Origin of the sequence: Roseicyclus amphidinii, from assembly GCF_030163755.1 — a bacterium.
GTDB lineage: Bacteria > Pseudomonadota > Alphaproteobacteria > Rhodobacterales > Rhodobacteraceae > Roseicyclus > Roseicyclus amphidinii.
On sequence record NZ_JASJOE010000004.1, the window covers coordinates 1 to 19690 of the forward strand.

At 65.9% G+C, this 19690-nt stretch carries 17 protein-coding genes and 1 pseudogene; 4 read left to right on the forward strand and 14 right to left on the reverse strand.

What is annotated here, in order from left to right:
* The 3 genes from QQK83_RS02190 to QQK83_RS19355 form a co-directional block, all read left to right on the forward strand.
* Positions 1-1204: AsmA family protein (locus QQK83_RS02190; protein WP_284261260.1), on the forward strand; the 1204-nt coding region annotated here is incomplete at its 5' end.
* A 188-nt stretch (positions 1205-1392) separates the two neighbouring features.
* Positions 1393-1668, forward strand: coding sequence for a hypothetical protein (locus QQK83_RS02195; protein WP_284261261.1), 276 nt, complete (start codon positions 1393-1395; stop codon positions 1666-1668).
* Positions 1669-1981: 313 nt separating this feature from the next.
* Positions 1982-2215 carry a BrnT family toxin gene (locus QQK83_RS19355; RefSeq protein ID WP_349816211.1) on the forward strand — a complete coding sequence of 78 codons (234 nt, stop codon included), beginning with the start codon at positions 1982-1984 and terminating at the stop codon, positions 2213-2215.
* Here QQK83_RS19355 and QQK83_RS02200 read toward each other — a convergent pair.
* The 4 genes from QQK83_RS02200 to QQK83_RS02215 all read right to left on the reverse strand — a co-directional run bounded on the left by QQK83_RS02200 (position 2124) and on the right by QQK83_RS02215 (position 4124).
* Positions 2124-2495 (reverse strand): Hint domain-containing protein, encoded by a 372-nt coding sequence (locus tag QQK83_RS02200; RefSeq protein WP_284261263.1) that lies wholly within the window; start codon positions 2493-2495, stop codon positions 2124-2126. The two genes, QQK83_RS19355 and QQK83_RS02200, sit on opposite strands and share 92 nt — an antisense overlap.
* 81 nt (positions 2496-2576) lie before the next feature.
* Positions 2577-3104, reverse strand: coding sequence for a hypothetical protein (locus QQK83_RS02205; protein WP_284261265.1), 528 nt, complete (start codon positions 3102-3104; stop codon positions 2577-2579).
* A gap of 52 nt (positions 3105-3156) precedes the next feature.
* Positions 3157-3609, reverse strand: coding sequence for a hypothetical protein (locus QQK83_RS02210; protein ID WP_284261267.1), 453 nt, complete (start codon positions 3607-3609; stop codon positions 3157-3159).
* 188 nt (positions 3610-3797) lie between these two features.
* Positions 3798-4124, reverse strand: a complete 327-nt coding sequence (locus QQK83_RS02215) for a hypothetical protein (protein ID WP_284261269.1) — start codon at positions 4122-4124, stop codon at positions 3798-3800.
* A gap of 559 nt (positions 4125-4683) precedes the next feature.
* Between QQK83_RS02215 and QQK83_RS02220 the strand changes: the two are divergent.
* Positions 4684-4779, forward strand: a pseudogene (locus QQK83_RS02220) (IS5/IS1182 family transposase); the annotation flags it as partial.
* A gap of 190 nt (positions 4780-4969) precedes the next feature.
* Here the strand turns inward: QQK83_RS02220 and cysG are convergent.
* The 10 genes from cysG to QQK83_RS02270 form a co-directional block, all read right to left on the reverse strand.
* Positions 4970-6388 carry a siroheme synthase CysG gene (cysG, locus tag QQK83_RS02225; RefSeq protein ID WP_284261271.1) on the reverse strand — a complete coding sequence of 473 codons (1419 nt, stop codon included), beginning with the start codon at positions 6386-6388 and terminating at the stop codon, positions 4970-4972.
* Complete coding sequence (locus QQK83_RS02230; RefSeq protein ID WP_284261272.1) at positions 6385-7344, reverse strand: glycosyl transferase family protein; 960 nt, start codon at positions 7342-7344, stop codon at positions 6385-6387. Before QQK83_RS02230 ends, cysG begins: the two co-directional genes overlap by 4 nt.
* Complete coding sequence (locus tag QQK83_RS02235) at positions 7341-9968, reverse strand: nitrate reductase (RefSeq protein ID WP_284261274.1); 2628 nt, start codon at positions 9966-9968, stop codon at positions 7341-7343. The genes QQK83_RS02230 and QQK83_RS02235 overlap by 4 nt, the downstream gene beginning before the upstream one ends.
* Positions 9968-10297: a nitrite reductase small subunit NirD gene (gene nirD / locus QQK83_RS02240; protein ID WP_284261276.1), complete on the reverse strand. Its 330-nt coding sequence runs from the start codon at positions 10295-10297 to the stop codon at positions 9968-9970. The genes QQK83_RS02235 and nirD overlap by 1 nt, the downstream gene beginning before the upstream one ends.
* A gap of 96 nt (positions 10298-10393) precedes the next feature.
* Complete coding sequence (nirB, locus tag QQK83_RS02245) at positions 10394-12835, reverse strand: nitrite reductase large subunit NirB (protein WP_284261278.1); 2442 nt, start codon at positions 12833-12835, stop codon at positions 10394-10396.
* Between the two features lie 5 nt (positions 12836-12840).
* A complete protein-coding gene (locus QQK83_RS02250; protein WP_284261280.1) occupies positions 12841-14547 on the reverse strand; it encodes an ABC transporter ATP-binding protein in 1707 nt (568 codons plus the stop codon).
* Between the two features lie 11 nt (positions 14548-14558).
* On the reverse strand, positions 14559-15629 hold the full coding sequence (locus QQK83_RS02255; protein ID WP_284261282.1) for an ABC transporter permease: 1071 nt from the start codon (positions 15627-15629) through the stop codon (positions 14559-14561).
* A 163-nt stretch (positions 15630-15792) separates the two neighbouring features.
* Complete coding sequence (locus tag QQK83_RS02260) at positions 15793-17148, reverse strand: CmpA/NrtA family ABC transporter substrate-binding protein (RefSeq protein WP_284261283.1); 1356 nt, start codon at positions 17146-17148, stop codon at positions 15793-15795.
* A gap of 276 nt (positions 17149-17424) precedes the next feature.
* Complete coding sequence (locus QQK83_RS02265; RefSeq protein WP_284261284.1) at positions 17425-18597, reverse strand: ABC transporter substrate-binding protein; 1173 nt, start codon at positions 18595-18597, stop codon at positions 17425-17427.
* Positions 18594-19178 carry an ANTAR domain-containing response regulator gene (locus QQK83_RS02270; RefSeq protein WP_284261285.1) on the reverse strand — a complete coding sequence of 195 codons (585 nt, stop codon included), beginning with the start codon at positions 19176-19178 and terminating at the stop codon, positions 18594-18596. Before QQK83_RS02270 ends, QQK83_RS02265 begins: the two co-directional genes overlap by 4 nt.
* Positions 19179-19690 lie beyond the last annotated feature (512 nt).

A 19690-nucleotide genomic window follows, 5' to 3' on the forward strand; every position in this document is an offset into this window, starting at 1 on the left:
CGCGGCGATGCCCGACCTGCCGCAGGGCTTCGGCCGCGACCGGCTGGCGCTGTCGGGCCGCGTGACCCTGACCGAGGAGGGCAGCGCGCATCTGCGCGAGGGGCGCGTGGCGCTCGATGACACCGCGCTTGCGGTGGCGCTCGACATCACGCCTGGGGCGGATCGCCCGATGATCCGCGGCACCGTCTCGGGGGCGCGGCTGGTGCTGCCCGAAGCGCAGGGCGGGGCCGCCGGGACCGATACGACCGCGGGCTGGTCGCGGGAAGGCATCGACGTGTCCGGCCTGTTCGCCGCCGATGCCGAGATTGCCCTTGCCGTCGAACGGTTGGAGGGCGCGGGCCTGTCCGTGGGGCCGGTCGACCTGCGCGCGACCCTCACGCGGGGGCGGCTGGTCCTCGATATCCGCGAGGTCGCAAGCTATGGCGGCAGCCTGACGGGGCAGTTCGTGGTCAACGGGCGCGGCGGTCTGTCGGTGGGCGGCGACCTGCTGCTTGCGGGGGTGCAGTTGCAGTCGGTGCTGCGGGATCTGGCCGGCTATGACCGCCTGCAGGGCACGGGTAGTGCGAGCCTGCAATTCCTGGGCGTGGGCAATGACATGGCCACGATCATGGCCGGACTGGAGGGCGAGGGCGACCTGTCCTTCGGGGCGGGCGCGATCGAGGGGCTGGACCTCGCGGGGATGATCCGCACGCTCGATCCCGGCTTCCGCGGCGAGGGCGCGCGGACGGTCTATGACCAGGTCTCGGGCAACTTCACCATCGCGGATGGCGTGCTGTCGAACGACGACCTGCGCCTCGATGCGCCCTGGGGAGAGGTGACCGGCGCGGGCCGTGTGAACCTCGGGGCGCAGACGCTGGATTATCGCCTGACCCCCGGTTTCATGGAGGGCGAGGCGGGCGCGCGCATCCGGGTTCCGATCCTTGTCTCCGGCCCTTGGGCCGGTCCCTCGATTCGCCCCGACCTCGAGTATCTCGCCCAGCAGGAGCTGGCCGCCGAGCGCGAGCGGCTCGAGGCCGAGGCCCGCGCCCGGCTGGAAGCGGAACGCGACCAGCTGGAGGCCGAGGCCATCGGCCGCGTGAACGAGGCGCTGGGCACACAATTCGACGGCGCAACGACCGAAGCCGAGGCCCGCGAGGCGATCGAGCAACGCCTGCGCGACGAGGCGGAGCAACAATTGCGGCGGCTTCTCGGGCAAGGGAACTGACCGCGGGGCAGGGCGTGGCGGCGGGGGATGGTGGAAATCCATCGTTGACCCAAGGGCATTGGTGCGAGACAGTTATTGTACTTGTCTGCAATTGGGGAAGAAAAATGTCTGCTACCAAGAAAATCATTAGCGCAGCGGTCATCGCCGCTGGTTTTGCATTCGGCACCCAGGCCGGCGCGCATGAGGTCGTGAGCGGCACGACGCCCGTGCCCGCGCTTGCGCCCGGAGCCTCGCAGGAGTTCGTGATCAATTGCCCCGGTCACCAGTTCGTTCTGTCCGGCGGCGTTGAAAACAATGACCAACTTCGCGGTGCGCTGGGTCCGCTGGTGGTGACGGCGAGCTATCCCAAGTCCACGCGCAGCTGGGCGGTTGAGGTCACCAACGACAGCGGTCGGCCGCTCTCGACGGTCGAGGCGCGGCTGACGCTCTACGCGCTCTGCGGCTATCACCACCACAGCCACTGAGGCCGCGCGGGGCCGATCCTTGCGCCCTCGTGAGACCGGGGCCGTCCCTTGGGGCGGCCCCTTTTTCGTGCCTGCGGGGCCGGGCGGAGCGCGGTCCGGGCGGGGATGTCGGGGGTCACAGGGCGTGCACAGGGCGTACACACCGCGTGCATACGGCGGGGGGGATCGCCTTCGGCGCTGAAGGTTCCGGTGGCAATGCAAGACGATCTGTATTGCGTTGATGAGTTACGGGTGGACTGCGGTTCGAGTGGGACGAGAGGAAATCGAACGACAACCGGACGCGACGCGACGCGGCTTCGCCTTCGATGACGTGATGCCGATCTTCCTCGACCCGGACAGGGTGACCCTGGCGGATACGCGCCGGGACTATGGCGAAGACCGGTGGGTCACATTCGGCGAGATCGAGGGCCGCCTGTTTGCCGTCCCCTTCACCGTGCGCGGCGAGGTCATCCGCATCATCGGCCAGGAAGGCCAACACGCGCGAAGGGAGGCGCTACGATGGGAACCGTTCGACGCACACTGGAGCCGGGCACGCCGCGGAAACTGAGCGCGGAGGCGAAGGCCTGACCCTGCGCGAGCATCTGCTCGATCGTGGGGAAGTTGCCGAACCGGTCCAGGAAATGGTGACCCGGCGTCGTCACCAACTCCTTCTCCTCACCCTCCTCGCGCCAGCTCAGCCTGATCCATTCCTCCGTCGTGTTCCGATACAGCCGCGTGACCTTGCGCGGCACCAACGCTCCCCGGCCAAGATCAGCGCTCGGGTCAAACGCAAGAACCGTGTCGCCGACCCGGATGTCGGAAATAGGGCAGGTGTCCGTCAGGGACATCGTAATGGGGGGGGCGGGGAAGCATTGAGGACCTATATTACCTTGAATTCTTGGATGATATCCGTAGCGTTCAGGGTGCTCTCATCCTGGCGCTGGCAAGCCAAAATTGTCATCGACGATGGGTGCAGTTTGACCATATCCATAAGCATTTGCACGCGCTACAACTTGATCATGCACAAGACGGGCGAATGCATTGCTATTGTGAATAAAGGGGTCATTTCGACCCGAAATATCATTGTAGTATTCTTGGTAAAACTCAGGGGGAAAAGGAACCCCTGAGCCCAGTGCTATTCCCATAGAAATACTTCTAGGATTGATGGCAACACTTGGCGGAAGTTCGTATTCTCCTCCTCTAGTCCAATCCTCGACAGCAGCGGAAAATGCTTCGTTTAAGAGTTGCTCTGCCTGCTCACGATCCAAACCACTAACAAAATACTGCGGATCCCCATTTACCACGCGGTCTGCTGCTGACTGAAATGTAACACTGAAGGAGCCATCAAGGGATATTCCATCAGTAACAAGCTCGACTGACGCGACACGTGCGCCACTAGGTTCATAGATGTCAATGGAAGTGTGGGTGAAACCTGGGCGAATACCCCCTACTTCCACTTCATCTTATTTCACTCGAATGGTCCATCCAGTCATCTGAAAGCCCTATCCATTATCTCATAAACGACCAATATCCGTTATTTCGGGAAACGCTCGCCAGTTCATGCTCGTGAAATATCCAGAGATATCGATAGGTATGATGGAATCTAAAAAACCCCAAGATATAAACATCTTCAATCCTTTTCGAGCTAATGACTGAGCAATCCACTTCATTGCAGACGGCAAGCTGCTCAGAGGGTGCGTTCGGAAACGTTAGAAGGGGTAAAATAGCGGGTTCGCCAGAGATAAAAATAAAACGGTCATTACTATATTCAAAAATCGTATTTTCGAAGCCTAAATTTTCAAGATCTGCCACTATGCGATCCTCAGATTCTCCAAAATCAAATTGATAATCCAGCGTCGACAAGAAGTCGTTAGGCCTGCTTCCACTCCACGAAATGAAGAATGCGCCGAATAAAAATACAGAAATCAAAAAAAATACTACGCCCCTGGGGAAATTCGCCATTACCCAGTGATCCCACTATTGGCATTCGCCAGCCTTGCTCCACTCATCAATTCATAAGATATCTTCATCCAGCATCGCCCTTTCCTCCCCTCCCCAAAGTATTCCTGACTCAAGGCAAGAGTGTTTCACATCAAGGTGCGCAGGGGGGTGACCCGTCAACTAGCCACGCATATGGTTTGAGGTCTTGCTTACCCGACACTCCCCAACAGGCGTGCCGTCTGCCCACCAAGGAACTCGCCGTAGCTCGTGTCATTCGCGTCCAGCACGCCGTCGCCGTTGGTGTCGAAGAGAAGGTTGCCATCCTCATCCGTCGCCTCCGCGAGCGCCTGCAGGTCCGTCGATCCCTCCGGGCCCCAGTCGCTCAGCACCAGCTCCGACCGCTGGTCGATCTGACCGTCGCCCGCGCCCCGCGTTCCGTCCGCGTTGAGGTCCAGCACAAGAAACCCGTCATCGGCCGCCGCCCAGGCCGTCCGCTCCCGGAACCCGTCGCAACCAAAGCTCGCAAGGGATAGCATACTCGTCACAACCCCATTCCACCTATACACACCGCCCTCACACCCAGCCCACGATGGCTTTCAACGTCAGCGAACTGTGAGCGATCGCGCTTCTTGCCTTCTTATCGTTCCTTGGCGATCCAGAGATTTCAAACGGTTTCTTGCCCATCAACCCTTCCAAATGCTGAAATCGGCAGCCTTGCGTTTGGATACGCGAAGGGGTGTGGCGTTCTGGCCATAGACATGTTGGCAAATCCCTCGAAGACAGCCGTCGGTGCCCGATTCCGATCAGAGCTGTCTACGATCACTTGCCCGCTTTCGCGGCATCCGTCCTGCCGCGGCCATGAGATCGGCAAGGTCAGCATTTGTCGCAGCCATTTCTGATCCGACCTTGGCGGAGGCCCCACTGGTGCGCCGAAACCGCTCCATGAGCGTCACATGCGTCCAGGCCGCCCGTCCAACAAAGCGGCACTGATCTACCAATGTAATTATTGAATTCACCCATTATGTTGGTTGAGGTGAGAGGATCATCATCTCCATTAATCCTCTCGTCGAGTGTCCCGGCTCGAGCATGTTGTGGGAATCTGACCGCCAGCTCGCCGAGCTTCGGATTCGTGTCGCCGTCCTGAACGGCTTCACCGCACTCGGCATACCCGTGACCGAGGCTGTAGGTTAAGTGTGTCCAGGGAAAGGGGCAGCTTGGCCATCAGCGGCTTTGTGCAACAGAGCCGGTTTTCGAGGATAGCTACAGCCTGTGGCGACTTCAGAAGCGCTCCGTGTGAGGTGTCCCTAGATTTGTAGAGGCTTGACCGCCTGACTGTGAGACGAGGAGGCCGATATGGGGACAAGCACTTGCAACGCGTGGGTTACGCGAGCAGGACGCGATCAAGACCTGCGACGGCCGTAACGTGGTCGGCCCGGTCCGCAACGGCCTCCATCGGCCAGGAGAAGAGCAGGATCGCGCAGCCTCGGATCTCGTCGGCCGCAAGTCGCGTCGGCAACTCCGACAGCGTCGTCGACATGAGCCGCTGCGAGGGTTTCGAGACATCGACACAGACCTCCACCGGCGATGTTCCCGGCAACCCCCGCGCACCGAGAGCCGTGCAGATCCGGTCGGCCTGACGCGCGCCCATGTAGATGGCCGTGGTCGTGCCCGGACCGGCAAAGCGCGTGCAATCGGGCAGCGGGTCCTCGGGCCTGCCTGTCCCCGTCGACAGGACCAGCGTGTCCGACACGCCGCGTTCGGTCAGGCTGTGGCCCAGCGCCGCCCCGGCCGCTGAGGCCGCGGTCACGCCCGGCACGATCTCCACGGGGATGTCTGCCGCGCGCGCCGCGTCGATTTCCTCGCCCGCGCGCCCGAAGATGCCCGGATCGCCAGACTTCAGGCGCACCACGCGGCGACCCTTGCGGGCCTCGGCCACGATCACCGCGTTGATCCGCGCCTGGGGCCAGGCATGTGCCCCCACATGCTTGCCGACGAACACCCGCTCGGCATCGCGCCGCGCCAGCTCCAGCACCTCCTCGTCGACCAGCCGGTCATAGAAGATCACGTCTGCCTCCTGCAGGCGCGCGACCGCGCGCAGCGTCAGCAGATCGCGCGCCCCCGGTCCCGCACCGACCAGCGCGATGGACCCGCCCGGGCGTGCATCCGGCGCGCCGCCCGCCGCGATCGCGTCCTTGATCGCCTGTGCCGCCTCGCGCTCTGCGCCCCGCACCCACATCTCGCGCGGCGCCTCCTTGAAGACCCAGGCCCAGAAGGCGCGTCGCCCTGCGCGCGGCACGCCCGCCGCCACGCTGGCCCGCAGCCGCCCAGCCAGTGCCGCCAACCCGCCAAGGTTCGACGGCAACAGCATTTCGATCCGGGTCTTGATCTCGCGGCCCAGCACCGGGGCCGTACCTTCCGTTCCGATCGCCACCACGACCGGGTCGCGGTCGACGATCGAGGGCGTGGTGATGTCGCACAGATCCGGGCGGTCGACCACATTCACCGGGCAGCGCGCTGCCTGCACAAGCGCATGCAGGCTTGCGTCCCAGCCGGGGCATCCCGTTGCGACAAAGGCCAGGGCGGCCCCCTCGAACAGCGCCGCGGTCACCACGCCTGCATGGTGCTCCGCCCGTCCCGCGGCGACCAGCGCCGCCAGCTCGTCGTCCAGCACCGGGGCCGCCAGCACGATCCGCGCATCGGTCTTGAGGATCAGCCGCGCCTTCTGCGCGGCCTGTTCGCCCCCGCCCGCGATGACCACGCGCCGCCCCGTCGTGCGGATGAACATCGGAAAGCTCTTCATGCCGCAACCCCCCGCCCGGTGCCGCGCGCCGCCCAGAGCGCCCGCGCCCTCCCGTCGGGTGCCGGCACGCCCAAGGTGTCGAGTGCGAGCGCCGCCGTCCCGATCACCACCGCCTCGGCGAAGGGATCGGGCGTCGTGCCATCCCACAACCCGCCGAGGGTCGTGCCCGCCGAGGGGCCTTCCGACAGGCGCACCACCTCGGCCAGGGCTGCGGGAAAGGCGCGCTCGAACCCCCGACCGTCGCGCAGGCCGAAGCCCGCGACCGCCTTGCCGGGGTGGCGCTCGAACTCGCCGCCGCCGCCCTTGATCACGGTCAGCGCTCCCCATCCCAGCAGCCCCGCCGCATCGGCCTGCACCAGCCGGTAGGAGGGGTGAAACACGCCTTGCACGCTGGCCGTCGCGCCTGCGGGGTTCAGCATCCGGCAGACGGTGTTGATGCAGGACCTCAGCCCCAGCACCGACCTGAGCGACAGAAGCGAAAACAGCGCCGGGTGCAGCTGTTCCAGCGGCAGGTAGACGATGCCGCCCCGCGCAAGCGCGACCTGCACACCCGCGGGATCGGCCACTGGAATGCCCGCCGCCGCCAGATGCGCGCGCACCGCCGCTTCCGATCCGTTCCAGCCGTGCAGGATCACCGGATACCCGGCTTCCGCCACCAGCCGAGCCGACAGCAGGAACCACGGCAGGCCGCGCGTGCGCCCGGCGGCATAACTTGGCCAGTCCAGCGCGGCAAAGGGCAGGACGGGGCATGCGGCCTGCGCCGCCTCGGCAAGCCCTGCGATCTCGTCGGCCGTCTCGCCCTTCATCCTGAGCAGCATCAGAAGCGCGCCGATGGCCTCGGGCGCGGCCTCGCCCGACAGCATCGCGGCCATGGCGTCCGCCGCCTCCGCGCGCGACAGCGACCGCGACCTGCCCGGCCCGCGCCCCAGAGTGGCGACATGCGGCGCAAGGCTCATTCCGCCGCCTCCCGCTGCGTCGCGCGCGCCAGCAATGCCGCGATCTCGGGCCGGCAGGAGCCACAATTCGTGCCCGCGTCCAGCGCCGCGCCCACGGCCTCGACGCTCATCAGGCCGCGCGTCTCGATCCCCGTGACGATGGTGTTGATCCCGATCCCGAAACAGGCGCAAAGAACCGGCCCGGGGTCGGGCATATCCGCCGGCGGGCGGCCCGTCAGCGCGCCCTGCGCCGCCGTTCCGGGCAGGGTGGCAAGGTAGTCGCGCATCACCGCCACGGGTCGGGGGGCCACGAAAAGCGCTGCCATCAGCCGTCCGCCCTGCATCATGGCGATCCGCGCCGTGCCGCGCGCCGCGTCCTCCAGCATGGTCACATCCGCCTGCGGCAGGTCGAACAGGCGCCGCGCCTCGGCCTCCCAGTCTTGGGGCACCGCGTATCCGGCCAATTCGGCGCGGAACCCTCCTCGGGTGGTGGCCAGTGCCCAATAGGCGCTGGCGGCCCGGATCGGCCCGGCCGAGACCGCAAAGCCGTACCACGCGGCCTGCATCCGGCGCACCGCCACGACGGACGCCTTGCTTTCCGGCTGCCCCGACACCGGATCCGTTGCCGCCGCGACCAGCGCATCGATGCGGCCCGACGGCGCGGTTTCGCCTGTCCAGTGGATCGGTGCGAAGAGCTGCCCCCTTTGCACCGCATCGGTGACCCTGACCCGCAGGATCGCCCGGCCATGGGCGCTCTCCACCTCGGCCAGATCCGCCGCCGCCAGCCCCAGCCGCGCCGCGTCGGTGGGGTGGATGTCGAGAAACGGCTCGGCCAGATGCGCCGACAGCTTCGCACTCAGCCCCGTGCGCGTCATCGTGTGCCACTGGTCGCGCACCCGGCCCGTGTTCAGCCGGAAGGGATAGGTGGCCGAGGGCGCTGCCGCCGGCGCGCGCGTGGCGACCGGCATCAGCCGCGCCTTGCCGTCGCCATGAAAGAACGCCCCGTCACCGAAGAACCGCCCGCCCTCGCGGGTCGCCGTGACCGGCCAGCGCGTGGGCGACAGCGCGTCGTATTCCGCATCATCCAGCCCCGAGAGGCCCGAAATGTCGAAATCCCGCCCGAACCGCCCCGCGATCCCCGACAGCGCCGCATATTCACGAAAGATCTCGGCCGGGCCCGCATAGTCGAAGGCCGCAGGCCACCCCATCCGGCGACCCACCTCGGCCAGCATCGCCCAATCGGGCCGCGCAACGCCCGGCGCGGGCAACACCGCCCGCTGTCGGCTGATCGTCCGGTCCGAGTTCGTGACCGTCCCGTCCTTCTCGGCCCAGGCCGTGGCGGGCAACAGCACATGCGCCAGCCGCGCGGTATCCGTCGCGCCCGTCACGTCGCTGACCACCACGAAATCGCACCCGGCGATGGCCGCGCGCACGGTATCGGCCTCGGGCATCGAGACGGCGGGGTTGGTGTGGATGACCCACAGCGCCTTGATGCGGCCATCGCCCACCGCGCGGAACATGTCGACCGCCTTCAGCCCCGGCGCATCCGGCATCGCGGGCGCCTGCCAGAACCCGCGCACGGCGGCCCGGTGATCGGCGTTCTCGAGGTCGAGGTGACAGGCCAGCATGTTCGCCAGCCCCCCAACCTCGCGCCCGCCCATCGCGTTGGGCTGCCCCGTGACCGAGAAGGGCCCCATTCCCGGCCGCCCGATCCGCCCGGTCGCCAGATGGCAGTTCAGGATCGCATTCACCTTGTCGGTGCCGCTCGTCGACTGGTTCACCCCCTGGCTGTAGATCGTGACGACCCGCTCCGTCCCGATCCAGAGCCGGCAAAAGGCCGCGATCTCGGCCTCGCTCAGGCCCGTCTCTCCCCCATCGTTCATCGCCGCGCGCAGCGCATCTTCAAAGCCGGTGGTGTTGTGCAAGAAACGCTTGTCGACGGCGCCGCCCTCGTGGATCGCCCCCAAAAGCCTGTTGAACAGCGCCACGTCGCCGCCCGGCGCAATGGCCAGATGCATCTCGGCCCCGTCGCAGCTGGCGGTGCGCCGCGGGTCGATCACCACGACCTTCGTGCCGCGCGCCACCTTCGTCGCCATCACCCGCTGGTGCAGCACCGGGTGGCACCACGCCAGGTTCGATCCCACCAGCACCACGAGATCCGCTTCGTCGAGATCCTCGTAGGTGCCCGGAACCGTGTCCGTGCCGAAGGCCCGCCTGTGCCCCGCCACGCTTGACGCCATGCAAAGCCGGGAATTCGTGTCGATATTCGCCGATCCGATGAACCCCTTCATCAGCTTGTTGGCGACATAGTAATCCTCGGTCAGCAACTGGCCCGAGACGTAGAAGGCCACGCTGTCCGGCCCATGTTCCGCGATACTTGCCGCGAACCTGTCCGCCACCAGCTGCAGCGCCGCGTCCCAGCCGGTCTCGACCCCGCCCACCATCGGCGCGCGCAACCTGTGGCCCAGTCCCACGGTCTCGCCCAGAGCAGAGCCTTTGGAACAGAGCCGCCCGAAATTCGCCGGATGCTCCGGGTCGCCCCGCACGATCACGCCGCCCGCCCCGTCGGGCCGCAGCAGCACCCCGCAGCCCACTCCGCAATAGGGGCAGGTGGATCGTGCCTCGGGCAGGGCGGTCCTGTCCATCAGGCGGCACTCCTCTGACTCAGGGCGGTCCCGTCGATCAGGATGCGGCCCGCTTCGAGCCGCACGGGGTAGGTGGCGATGCGCGCATCCTCGCCCACCGCCGCCCCGGTCTCGAGGTCGAAGACCCAGTTGTGCAGCGGGCAGGTCACGCGCGTACCATGCACGATCCCCTCGGACAGCGGCCCGCCCTTGTGCGGGCAGGTGTTCGAGGCGGCAAAGACCTCCGCCTCGGCGGTGCGGAACACCGCGATGCAGCCCGCCCGCGTCCTGACCAGCCGCGCCCCTCGCAGGGGCACATCCTCGAGCGCGCCGATATCAAGCCAGGCCATCGCCCATCCCCTTCTTCGTTTCAAAAATATCCCGGCGGAGCGCGCGGGGGCCGGCCCCCTCGCACGGGTCGGCGCCGAAAGCGGCGAAACCCCCGCTCATTCGGCGGCCTCCAGCGTCAGATCTGCCAGCGGCGCATAGCCTGCAGCCTTCGTGGCCGCATGCTCGGCCCAGGGGTCCTTGCGGTAGATGCCTTGGCTCACCTCGAAGGCCGCGATCAGCCGCGCGCGTTCCTCCAGATCGTCGACCACTCGCGCCTTGACCCAGTCGAGGCCCACCTTGGCGACCCATTTGTAGGGCCGGTCGAGGTACTTGGCGTTCTCCCGATAGAGCTGGATGAAGGCCACCGTCAGGTCGATCGCCTCCTGTTCGGTCGGCACATCGGCCAGCCGCTCGGTCTCCTTCACATCCATGCCCGCGGCCCCCGCGACGCCCACCTGGTAGCCGCTGTCGACGCAGACGATGCCCACATCCTTGCAGGTCGCCTCGGCGCAGTTGCGCGGGCAGCCCGAGACCGCCAGTTTCACCTTGTGCGGCGTCCACGACCCCCAGAGCAGCTTTTCCAGCTTGATGCCGAGGCCGGTGGAATCCTGCGTTCCGAACCGGCAATGGTCGGTACCGACGCAAGTCTTCACCGTCCTCAGCCCCTTGGAATAGGCATGGCCGGAAACAAGCCCCGCGCGGTTCAGATCGGCCCAGATCGCGGGCAGGTCCTCGCCCCGAACACCCAGCAGGTCGATGCGCTGGCCGCCCGTGACCTTGACCGTCGGCACCTTGTACTTGTCGGCGGCATCCGCGATGGCGCGCAGCTCGTCGGGCGTCGTGATCCCGCCCCACATGCGCGGCACGACCGAGAATGTTCCGTCTTTCTGGATGTTTGCGTGGCGACGTTCATTCACGAACCGGCTTTGCGGGTCGTCCTGGTAGTCCAGCGGCCAATCGGCCAGCAGGTAGAAATTGATGGCCGGGCGGCAGACATGGCAGCCGTTGCGCGTTGCCCAGCCCAGTTCCTGCCACACCGCCTCCTGGCTCTTCAGGGGCATGGTCTTGATCAGCCGCCTGACATCCTCGTGCGTGTGATCGGTGCAGCCGCAGATGGGCTGCGCCGCGGGCTTCCGGAACGCATCGCCGAGCGTCACCTGCAGCAATTGCTCCACCAGCCCCGTGCAGGTGCCGCAGGACGCGCTGGCCTTGGTCGTGGCGCGCACTGCACCCAGATCGACCGCCCCGCCCTCGATGGCGGCCACGATCCTGCCCTTGCAAATGCCGTTGCAGCCGCAAATCTCCGCCTCAGGCGGCAAGGCTGCAACGGCCGACAGAGGGTCCGCCGGGTTGCCCCCCTGGTAGGCGGGCCCGAAGATCAGCGTCTCGCGCATCTCCTCGATGTCGGTTCCGTCCTTGATCAGCCCGAAGAACCAGTTGCCGTCAGCGGTGTCGCCATACATCACCGCACCGACCAGCCGGTCTTCCTCGATAACCAGCCGCTTGTAGATGCCGCGGGCGGGATCGCGGAAGACGATATCCTCGCGCCCCGGTCCGTCCCGGAAATCGCCCGCGCTGAACAGGTCGCATCCGGTGACCTTGAGCTTGGTCGCCACATCTCTGACAACGAACGCATTTTCGCGCTCGATCAGACCGTCTGCCACGACCTTCGCCTGGTCATAGAGCGGTGCCACCAGCCCGAAGAGATGCCCGTCGAATTCCACGCACTCCCCAACCGCGTAGATATCGGGGTCGCTCACGCTCTGCATCTGGGCGTTCACCACGATGCCTCGCCCGACACTCAGCCCCGCATCATTGGCAAGCCGCGTCTCGGGCCGGATGCCGACCGCCATGACCACCAGATCGGCGGGCAGGGTCGTGCCGTCCTCCAGCAGCACCGCCTCGGCCCGATCCTCGCCCAGGATCGCCTTGGTCGAGGCGCGGGTCAGCACCTTGATGCCCTTGGCCTCCAGATCCTTCTTCAGCAGGTAGCCGGCCGCCTCGTCCAGCTGGCGTTCCATCAGGTGACCCATCAGGTGAACGACGCTCACCCGCATCCCCCTCAGCGCCAGCCCCGCGGCGGCTTCCAGCCCCAGCAGGCCGCCGCCGATGACAACGGCCGTGCCGCCGCGCTCGGCTGCCGCCACCATCGCGTTTGTGTCGTCAAGATCGCGGTAGGTGATGACACCCGGCAGGTCGCGGCCCGGCACGGGGATGATGAAGGGCGCCGATCCCGTCGCGATCAGGAGCTTGTCATAGGCCACCGTGCCCTGTTGCCCGGTGACCGTCTTGGTCGCCCGGTCGATGGCGACGACATGTTCGCCGAACCGGCAGGTGATGCCGCGCTCGGCATACCAGGCGTCGTCATGGGTGACGATCTCGGCATAGCTCTTCTCGCCCGACAGCACGGGCGACAGCATGATCCGGTTGTAATTTCCCCGCGGCTCCGCGTTGAAGAGCGTGATGTCCCACGCGTCGGGCGCTCCGTCGGTCAGGTGTTCCAGCACCCGGCCACTGGCCATGCCCGCGCCGATGACGACGAGTTTCCGCTTGCCCATCCCGATCACTCCGCCGCGATGGCCTTGGGGTCTTTCGCCCCCTCGGCCGCCTCACCGTTTCCCGCCGCCGCCTTGGGCTTCGGGGTCGCGCCATGTTCGTATTCCTCAAGGAAATCGAGCACCTCCTGCCGGTAGGCGTAGTAGTCGGGGTGCTCCAGCAGCGCCTTGCGCGTGCGCGGCCGAGGCAGGTCGACCTGCGTGATCTTGCCGATCGTGGCGCGCGGACCGTTCGTCATCATCACCACCCTGTCGGCAAGCAGGATCGCCTCGTCCACGTCATGCGTCACGCAGATCGCCGTCACCTTGGTGCGGCTCCATACCTCCATCAGCACTTCCTGCAATTCCCAGCGCGTCAGGCTGTCCAGCATCCCGAAGGGCTCATCCAGAAGCAGCAACTTTGGGCTGAGCGCAAAGGCCCGCGCGATCCCCACCCGCTGCTTCATCCCGTTCGACAGATCGCTGGCGAGCTTGTCCATCGCATCGGCCAGACCCACCCGTTCCAGGTAGTATTCGACCACGTCCTGCCGCTCGGCCCGCGAGGCGCCGGGATAGACCTTGTCGACACCGACCGCGACATTCTCCTTGGCGGTCAGCCACGGGAACAGCGAAGGCGACTGGAACACCACCGCGCGTTCGGGGTCGGCACCCCTGACCTCCATCCCGTCGAGCTTGATTGCCCCTTTCGACACCTCGTTCAGACCCGCCACCATGGTCAGCGCGGTGGATTTCCCGCAGCCCGAATGCCCGATCAGGCTGATGAACTCGCCCTTCCTGAGCTTCAGGTCGAACTCCTCGACCACCGTCAGCGGCCCCTTGGGGGTGGGGTAGATCTTGTGAACGCGCGAGAATTCCAGGTATTTCTCGTCCAGTGCCGATTGCGCCGCCGTGGCGACCGCCCGCGGCACGCCATGGATCGGTGTCACATCGGGCAAGTGCCGCGTGCCTTCCACCTTCGCCTCGATCCCCACATCCATCAGATAGGTCGTCACCTGCGCCCTGAGCCGCTTGAAGGTCGCGTCGTGGTTCATCGCGATCCTGTCGCGGGGGCGGGGGATCTCCACCTTGATCGGCTCGGCCAGCGTCCCGTCGGGGTTCAGCGGAATGATCCGGTCGGCCAGCAGGATCGCCTCGTCCACGTCATTGGTGATCAGGACACAGGTCTTCTTGTCGGCCTCCCAGATCTTCTCGATCTCTTCGGCAAGGTTCCCGCGCGTCAGCGCATCGAGCGCGCTCAGCGGCTCGTCCAGCAGCAGCATCTCGGGGTCCATCGCCAGCGCGCGCGCCACGTTCACCCGCTGACGCATCCCGCCCGACAGCTCGGCCGGGCGCCGTCCGGCCGCATGGCTCAATCCCACCATGCCCACGTAATGCGCGACCTTCGCCGCCCGCTCGGCCTTGGACAGCCCGGGGAACATCGTGTCGACCGCAAGGCCCACATTCCCGGTCACCGTCAGCCAGGGCATCAGCGAGTAGTTCTGAAAGATCACGCCGCGTTCGGGCCCCGGTTCGGTCACAGGCTTTCCCTTGAACAGGACCTCGCCCTTGGTGGGCATCTCGAGGCCCGCCATCAGGTTGATCAGCGTCGTCTTGCCGGTGCCCGAAAAGCCGAGCAGCACCAGGAACTCGCCTTCCTCGACGGCAAGGTCGATGTCCTTCAGCACCGGCGTCTCGCCGTAGCTCTTGAACACGGATTTCAGGTTTAGAAATGCCATGGTCCCGGCCCTCAACGGTTGTTGGTGAAGGTGAAGAGCGACTGGATCGTGTACATCAGCCGGTCCAGCAGGAAGCCGATGATGCCGATGGTGAAGACCGCCACCATGATCCGGCCCAGGCTGTCGGAAGACCCGTTCTGGAATTCGTCCCAGACGAATTTGCCAAGGCCGGGGTTCTGCGCCAGCATCTCGGCGGCGATCAGCACCATCCAGCCCACGCCCAGCGACAGGCGCAGACCCGTGAAGATCAACGGCAGGGCCGAGGGCAGGACCAGCTTCCGGATCTTGGTCCAGGTGCCCATCTTCAGCACCTTCGACACGTTCACCAGGTCCTTGTCGATGCTCGCCACACCCAGTGCCGTGTTGATCAGCGTGGGCCAGAGCGAACAGAGCGTCACGGTGATCGCCGAAACGAGAAAGCTTTTCTCGAACCAGCCGTCATCGGTGACATAGACAGCCGAGACCACGATCGAAACGATGGGCAGCCAGGCCAGCGGGCTGACCGGCTTGAACACCTGGACCAGCGGGTTCAGCGCGGCATTGGCCGTCTGGCTGAGGCCCGCCATGATGCCCAGTGGCACCGCCACGATGGTGGCCAGCAGGAACCCGAAGAAAACCGTCCCGATCGAGGTCCAGATCTGCTGGTAAAAGGTCGGCGCGCCGGTGAACTCGCGGTAGCGCGGCTCTTCCCCCGCGGCGATGCGCTCGGCATTGCGCTCATCCTGTCGGGCGTAGAAATCGGCGGCGCGCTCGCGGTTTCGGATCGCGTCCTCGTTGAGGCCCACAGCCTGTTCCCAGACCTGCGCCGGCCCGGGAATGGCACCGAGCGAGGTCTGCACCTGAGGGGCAAGCGTGCCCCACAGCACCAGAAAGCCCAGGATCGCCAGTACGGGCACACCCAGCAGGCGCCAGATCTCGCCCATCTGGGCCTTGGGATTGTCGCCCGCCCCGATCCGCAAGACGGGCGTGATCCAGGCAAGGCCCAGAACCCGGAACCAGGTGTCGGCCTTGGTGATGACGGCAAAGCGGCGCTCACGGCGCGCTTCGCGCTCGGCATCGAAATTCGGGTCTACGGTGGTCATTTCTCGCGTCCTTTTCTGCGGCGCAGCATGGGTGGCGCAAAGGGGCGGGGCAGACGCGTGTATGTACAGGGTGTGTACGGCTTGTGTACGCAGTGTGCTCCGCCCATTTTTTGGGCAGATCTGCGGGCACGTGTCGTCGCACCCGCAGCATGTTCGGTAGCGGTCAGCCTTGCACCTCGCCGTCGATCACCAGCTGTTCGCCGGATAGGCCGATCGGGAAGCTGTCGATGTACGCGTTGGGCGTGCGACCGTCATAGGGGATGCCGTCGATCAGATCGGTCGCCACCGCGCGGAACCCGTCGCTGTTCCATGGGAAGTCTTCTTCGCTGGCCAGCCCGTCCTCGACCAGGCTGCGCGCGGCCTCCAGGTAGATGTCGGGGCGATAGACCGAGCGCGCGACCTCGTGATACCACTCGTCGCTCTGCGGTTCCGAGATCTGGCCCCAGCGGCGCATCTGGGTCAGGTACCAGACCGCGTCCGAGTAGTAGGGATAGGTCGCGTAGTAGCGGAAAAAGACGTTGAAATCGGGAACGTCACGGACATCGCCAGGCTCGTATTCGAACGTGCCGGTCATCGAGGCAGCGATGGTTTCCACATCCGCGCCCACATATTCGGGGTAGGACAGGATCTCGACCGCTTCCATCCGGTTGGCGTTGTCGTCTGCATCCAGCCACATGGCAGCCCGGATCAGGGCGCGCACGATGGCCTGCGTTGTGTTGGGATTTTCTTCGACGAATTCAGCGGTCAGGCCAAAGACCTTTTCGGGGTTGTTCGGCCAGATCTCGTAATCCGTGATAACCGCCACGCCGATGCCGCGCTGCACGGCGGCCTGGTTCCACGGTTCGCCCACGCAATAGCCGAAGATCGTGCCCGCTTCGAGCGTTGCGGGCATCTGCGGCGGCGGCGTGACGCTCAGGAACACGTCCGCATCGATCTGTCCGCTGATGTCGTCTGGGCTATAAAAGCCGGGGTGCAGACCGCCTGCGGCCAGCCAGTAGCGCAGCTCGTAATTGTGGGTCGAGACCGGGAAGACCATGCCCATGTCGAAGCGGATGCCGTCGTCGCGGAACTGCTCGACCACGGGCGCCAAGGCTTCGGCGCTGATCGGGTGTTGCGGGCGGCCGTCGGGCATCGACGGGATGTGCGGGCGCATCAGCTCCCACACCTCGTTCGACACGGTGATGCCGTTGCCGTTCAGGTCCATCGAAAAAGGGGTGACGATATGCGCCTCGGTGCCGTAGCCGATGGTCGCCGCGATAGGCTGCCCGGCCAACATGTGCGCTCCGTCGAGCGTGCCGTCGATGACGCCATCGAGCAGGACGCGCCAGTTGGCCTGCGCCTCGAGCGTGACGAAAAGGCCTTCGTCCTCGAAATAGCCGCGTTCGTAGGCGATGGCGAGCGGCGCCATGTCGGTCAGCTTGATGAAGCCGAACGTCAGTTCATCGACCTCGAGATCCTGCGCCGCAAGCGGTCCGGCGAGGGCCGTCGTGGCGACGAGCGTTACGATGAGGTGTTTCATTGTCGCATGTCTCCTGTTTGGTGTCCGGCGGGGAGAAGGGGGGAGTGCCGGACCAATGACAAAAAGCCGCTGACCATGCCGCCTGCTGGCAACACGATCGAGCGGCTTTGCTCGGCATCCCGTACGTTGAGAGAATTCCGTGCGAAGACGCCATTGCCTTCGCGCCCCTATTGCGTGCCAGCCTCGGGCGTGTCGTTCAAGCGCGCACTGCGCCCTCGGCCCGATCGCATGCTGCAGTGCCGCATTTGCCGCCCGCATCTGCCGCAAAATTGTGCATCATCCCTGCGTCGGATCAAAAATCCGCCCATCAAAAAACCCATCCCCCTCCAGAATCACCCGCCCCGCCCCCGACGCGACGGGGGTCGGATGGGGGAGGGAGCCTTCGAGTTTCTCGGACGCGCCGGGCAGGTCGGCGCCGGTGCCGCGCATGGCGGCGCGGTAGAGATCGCTGCGGAACACGCGGGCTGCGCGGTCCATCGCCTCAACCGGGTCCTGTCCGGTTCGGCGGGCGACCTGACAAGCGATCCATTTCGCCTGACTGCGCCACGGAAAGTTCGCGGCGCCGAGATGGAATTCGAGGAAGCCCGGCGTCTCGCGGGTTTCGCCCGACGGGGAAATCGTCAGTTGGCCGGACAGGGCACGGTCGATGACCTCGGAAGGCACGTCGAGCCACTTGCCCCGCGACAGAAGTTCGGCGGCGGCGGTCCGGCTGTCTGGCTGCGACAGCCAGCGCCCGGCTCGCCACACCGCCCGCATGAGACGACCCAGCAGATGCGGCTCGGTTTCGGCCCAGTCGGTTCGCGTGGCCAGCACCTTTTCCGGGGCGAAGCGCCAGATCGCGTGCCCCGGCAGCAACAGCGCACCCGATCCGCCCTCGACCGAGACCGAGCCCCAGGGCTCGCCCACGCAGAACGCGTCGATATCCCCGGCGGCAAGCGCCTGTGCCATCAGCGGCGGCGGCACGGTGCGGATCTCGATATCGACCGCCGACAAGGGAGTGGCCGAGAACCAGACATGCAGCAACTCGACATGCATCGAGAAGGGAAAGGGCACGCCGACAGTCAGCCGACCCCCCGCCACGGCAGCCAGAGCCGCCCCTGCGGCTGCGGCATCGGCGAAGTCGAATGGGTGGCCGATCCGGCGCAGCTGTGCCTCGAGCGCACGACTGACGCCGATGACGTTGCCGTTGACCGAAAGGACCGACACCGCCGACATGGCCGTGGTCACCCCACCCAGACCCAGCGCCATGGTGACTGGAATCGGCGAGAGCAGATGCGCCGCATCGACACGACCAAAGGCCAGCATGTCGCGCACCGATGACCAGGACGGCGCCGCGACCAAATCAAGCGACAGCCCCTCCGCCTCGGCAAAGCCCATTTCCTGCGCCGCGATCAGCGGGGCCGCATCCACCAGCGGCATGTAGGCGATGGGCAAGGAAACGGTCTTCATCGCAGCAACCCCGCGACCGTCACCAGTGCCTCGGCGACCTCGGCGACCTTGCGGCCCTGATCCATCGCCGCCTTGCGCAGGATGGCATAGGCTTCGTCCTCGCCGATCCCCTTGGCTTTCATCAACAGGCCCTTGGCGCGGTCGATGACCTTGCGCTCCTCGAGCGCGCGGCGCGTCTCGTCCAATTCGGTTCGCATCTGGCGCATGATCTGGAACCGGGCGATTGCTGCGTCCATCACGGGTTTCAACCGCTCGGGTTGCAGGCCGTCCACGACATAGGCCGACACGCCCGCCTCGACGGCCGCGCGCGCAAGCCCGCCTGCCGCGCCGGACACGAACATCGCGACCGGGCGGTCCAGCGGGCCCGAGGCGAGGGTCAGTTCCTCCACCATGTCGCGGGTCGGGTTGTCGATGTCGATCAGCACCACATCCGGCAGGAAGGCCGCGATCTTGCGGGCCAGGCCCGAGACATTCCCGATCACATGGACATCGTAGTCGCCTGAATCCTTCAGCGCATCCACGATCGCGATGGCGCGGTCGCGATCTTCCTCGACGACGACGATGGACAGCGGGGCGGTCATGACTTGCGAATGAGCCTTGGCGGCCTGCGTGGCAAGGGGCGTGTCGTCCCTGCGCAACGCGGATCCAAAATGTGCCCAGAATTCGAGCGGGCTGCATCAATCGTGACCATTCCTTGCCGCAGTTGGATATCCGATCCGCGCTGGTTGTCGAAGGCAACGTTAACGCGAGGCTCCTCTGCCGCTTTGTGTCGCCCTGACCAACACAACGCCTGCTCTCTGCCTTTGCTCGGGGCAGGGTAGCGGCAAATCGGTCTTGTCCATATGGCGTGAGGTGAGTGTCCGTCCAAAGCGCTGGCGGCTGCAAAGGAGACCGCTGAGCGCCCTTGAACGCAGCAATCGACGCGGCGTGGGCATCTCCTGCGCCTCTGGAGGATGGGAGCAAGCCAGCCGCGGTGTCATCGGACTAGCGGCAATGAGTATGCAAACCATGTGCAGCCGGAATTGGACGCCACGCATGGTGTTGGCCAGGACCGTCGGTACGGCGATCTACCACCGTGACGAGCCTGCCACCA

Coding starts and splice junctions, on each gene's coding strand:
- QQK83_RS02270 (WP_284261285.1), bottom strand. CDS start 19,178: ATGACCGCCCCGCTGTCCATCGTCGTCGTCGAGGAAGATCGCGACCGC.
- QQK83_RS02260 (WP_284261283.1), bottom strand. CDS start 17,148: ATGAAACACCTCATCGTAACGCTCGTCGCCACGACGGCCCTCGCCGGA.
- QQK83_RS02230 (WP_284261272.1), bottom strand. CDS start 7,344: ATGAGCCTTGCGCCGCATGTCGCCACTCTGGGGCGCGGGCCGGGCAGG.
- QQK83_RS02215 (WP_284261269.1), bottom strand. CDS start 4,124: ATGCTATCCCTTGCGAGCTTTGGTTGCGACGGGTTCCGGGAGCGGACG.
- QQK83_RS02265 (WP_284261284.1), bottom strand. CDS start 18,597: ATGAAGACCGTTTCCTTGCCCATCGCCTACATGCCGCTGGTGGATGCG.
- QQK83_RS02255 (WP_284261282.1), bottom strand. CDS start 15,629: ATGACCACCGTAGACCCGAATTTCGATGCCGAGCGCGAAGCGCGCCGT.
- nirB (WP_284261278.1), bottom strand. CDS start 12,835: ATGGGCAAGCGGAAACTCGTCGTCATCGGCGCGGGCATGGCCAGTGGC.
- cysG (WP_284261271.1), bottom strand. CDS start 6,388: ATGAAGAGCTTTCCGATGTTCATCCGCACGACGGGGCGGCGCGTGGTC.
- QQK83_RS02235 (WP_284261274.1), bottom strand. CDS start 9,968: ATGGACAGGACCGCCCTGCCCGAGGCACGATCCACCTGCCCCTATTGC.
- QQK83_RS02250 (WP_284261280.1), bottom strand. CDS start 14,547: ATGGCATTTCTAAACCTGAAATCCGTGTTCAAGAGCTACGGCGAGACG.
- nirD (WP_284261276.1), bottom strand. CDS start 10,297: ATGGCCTGGCTTGATATCGGCGCGCTCGAGGATGTGCCCCTGCGAGGG.
- QQK83_RS02200 (WP_284261263.1), bottom strand. CDS start 2,495: ATGTCCCTGACGGACACCTGCCCTATTTCCGACATCCGGGTCGGCGAC.
- QQK83_RS02210 (WP_284261267.1), bottom strand. CDS start 3,609: ATGGCGAATTTCCCCAGGGGCGTAGTATTTTTTTTGATTTCTGTATTT.
- QQK83_RS19355 (WP_349816211.1), top strand. CDS start 1,982: ATGCCGATCTTCCTCGACCCGGACAGGGTGACCCTGGCGGATACGCGC.